This window comes from Streptomyces sp. NPDC059668 (assembly GCF_042734135.1).
Lineage (GTDB): Bacteria > Actinomycetota > Actinomycetes > Streptomycetales > Streptomycetaceae > Streptomyces.
This window is the reverse complement of record NZ_JBHWEL010000065.1, coordinates 1-2596: the sequence shown is the minus strand read 5'-3', so window position 1 is coordinate 2596 and position 2596 is coordinate 1. Positions and strand designations below refer to the sequence as shown.

Annotated in this window: 1 protein-coding gene; it reads left to right on the top strand. The window is 76.4% G+C overall.

Going from position 1 to position 2596, the window contains the following annotated elements; all coding sequences use genetic code 11:
• Positions 1–363: 363 nt before the first annotated feature.
• On the top strand, positions 364–2596 hold a 2233-nt coding region (locus tag ACFV2J_RS33025), incomplete at its 3' end, for an AAA family ATPase (protein ID WP_385442102.1).

Genomic DNA, 2596 nt, shown 5'->3' with positions numbered 1-2596 from the left:
GCGCCCCCGACGCCGCCGCGGCGCGCCCCGCGCCCCCCCCCCCCCCGCCCCGCCCCGCCCGGCCATCGCGCTGTCCGGCGACGCGTCCGGTGGCCGGAACCGGCGGGCGGCATCGGCGCGGTCGCGGACTCCGTGGTCATGGCCTTCGCGGTCGCGGCCTTCGCGGTCACGGACGGCGGCCGGGGCGGCCCTCTCGAGAAGGGCCGGAGAGCCGGTTGGCCGACGGCGCGGCACCTTCCTAGGCTGACAGTGCGTCAAACGCATGAGACGTGCTGCCGGGCGGGTGTGCGGTACCGCCATGGAGTGCTGCCGGGGCGCTCGTCGGGGGTGCCCCCGTGTCTTGTCCTGCCGGGGGGAGCCGGAATGCGGGATGGGGTGGGCCGATGGCCGTTGGTCGGGCGCGGGCCGGAGCTGGACGCCTTCGCCGTGGCGCTGGCGGACCCGGAGTGCCGGGGATTCGTGGTGGGCGGTCCCGCCGGGGTGGGCAAGTCCCGGCTGGCGGAGGAGTGCCTGGAGCGGGCCGCGGCGGCGGGTTTCCGGGTGGGGCGGGCCACCGCGAGCGCCGCGGCGGGCGTGGTGCCCCTGGGGGCGATCGCGCATCTGCTGCCCGCCGGGGTGGATCTGTCCGACCCCGTGGCCGGCTTCGCCGCCGTGGTGAGAGGGCTGGCCGCCGGGCCGGGACAGCGACGGTGGGCGCTGCTGGTCGACGACCTGCATCTGCTGGACGCGGCCTCGGCGGTGCTGTTGCGGCAGTTGATGGACGCCGGCGCGATCCTGCTGATCGGCACCGTCCGCACCGGTGAACCGCACGGCAAGGCGGTCACGGCGCTGCGCGGCGGCGACGAGGTCTCCCGGGTCGACCTGACCGCACTGACCCCCGAGCAGACCGAGGCGCTGTTACAGATCGCGCTCGGGGGACCGGTCGACCACCGCACGGTGCATCAGTTGGCCGTCGCGAGTGGGGGCAACGTGCTGTACCTGCGCGAACTGGTCCTCGGTGCGCTGACCGCCGGGGACCTGACCGAGGACGGGGAGATCTGGCACCTGCGCGAGAGCCGGCTGCCGGGCACCGCTCGGCTGGCCGAGGTGGTCGGCGCCCGGCTGGCCACCGCGGCCCCCACCGGACACCCCGTCCTGGAACTCCTGGCGCTGTGCGAGCCGCTGCCACCGGCCGACGCCGAGGCACTCGCTCCGCCGCGGGCGCTGGCGGCCCTGGAACAGGCGGCACTGATCCACGTCGTCCAGGACCGGCGGCGCGTCACCGTGACGCTGGCCCACCCCCTGTACGGCGAGGTGCTGCGGGCCGGTCTGCCGGTACTGCGCCGCCGGACGCTGTTACTGGACCAGGCCGCGCGCGTCGAGGCCCGCGGTGCCCGGCGCCGCGGCGATCTGCTGCGTGTCGCCACCTGGCGGCTGGCCGCCACCGGCACCGCCGACCCCGCCCTCCTCGTCCAGGCCGCCGTGCTGGCCCGCCACGCCCACGACTACCAGCAGACCGTCGCGCTCCTGACGGCCCTGCCGGAGAAGCACCACACCACCGCCACCGGCCTGATGCTCGGTAACGCCTTCTTCGAGATGGGCCGCTGGGACGAGGCCGAGGCGGCGCTCGCGCAGGCCGACACCCGCGCCGTCGACGCACAGGAGAAGCTGGCGGTCACCCTGGTCCGGACGACGAACCTGCTGTGGAGCAACGCCCCGCTCACCGAGGCCCTCGCGGTCAACGACGCCACCCTGGCCGGGATCACGGGTCCGGCCGAGCGCCGCAAGCTGGAGATCAACGAGGGTTTCATGCGGATCGCTGCCGGTGGGCCGGCCCGGGGGCTGACCCTGCTGGAGGACCTGGAGACCGACGTCGGCGACGCCGCCGACGTCAACGTGTGGCTGCGAGGCGCCTGGATGAAACCCTTCGGCCTGGCACTGGTGGGCCGCACCGAAGAGGCCGCGGCCTGGGCGGAGCGCGCCCACGCGGGCCACCGGCGGGTCGACGAACACGCCCTGGTCTCCCATCCCGCCGTGCAGCGCATCCCGCTCGTCCTCGCCCTCGGCGAGGCAGGCCGCCTGGACGAAGCCCGCCGGGAGGGAGAGCGCGCCTACGCCGAACTGGTCGCCGCCGACTCCGTGGTGCGGGTCTGGATGGCGGTGTTCCTCGGCCGCGGCGAGTGGCTGGCCGGGCACCCCGTCACCGCCCGTGGCTGGTGGGCGGAGGCCGCCGCCCTGGCCCGCGGGATCGACCACGTCATGGCGCTGCGCCCGGTGCTCGGCGGCCTCGCCGCCTGTGCCGCCGTACTGGGGGACCTGGACGCGGCCGAGACGACGCTCGCCGAGTACCGCGGCCTGCCACCGCTGGCACCGGGCCTGCTCTCCGCCGGCGAGGAACACCTGGGCGAGGCATGGCTGCTGGCCGCACGCGGACACCTGGGTGAGGCACGGTCCCGGCTCACGGCCGCCGCCGGCACCGCCCGCGGCACCGGCCACCTCACCGGCGAGGCGCTGCTGCTGACCGACGTGGCCCGGCTCGGCGGAGCCAAGGACGTGGCGGACAGGCTGGCCGAACTCGCCCGCAGGTGCGACGGGGCGCTCGCCCCGGCGCGGGCCC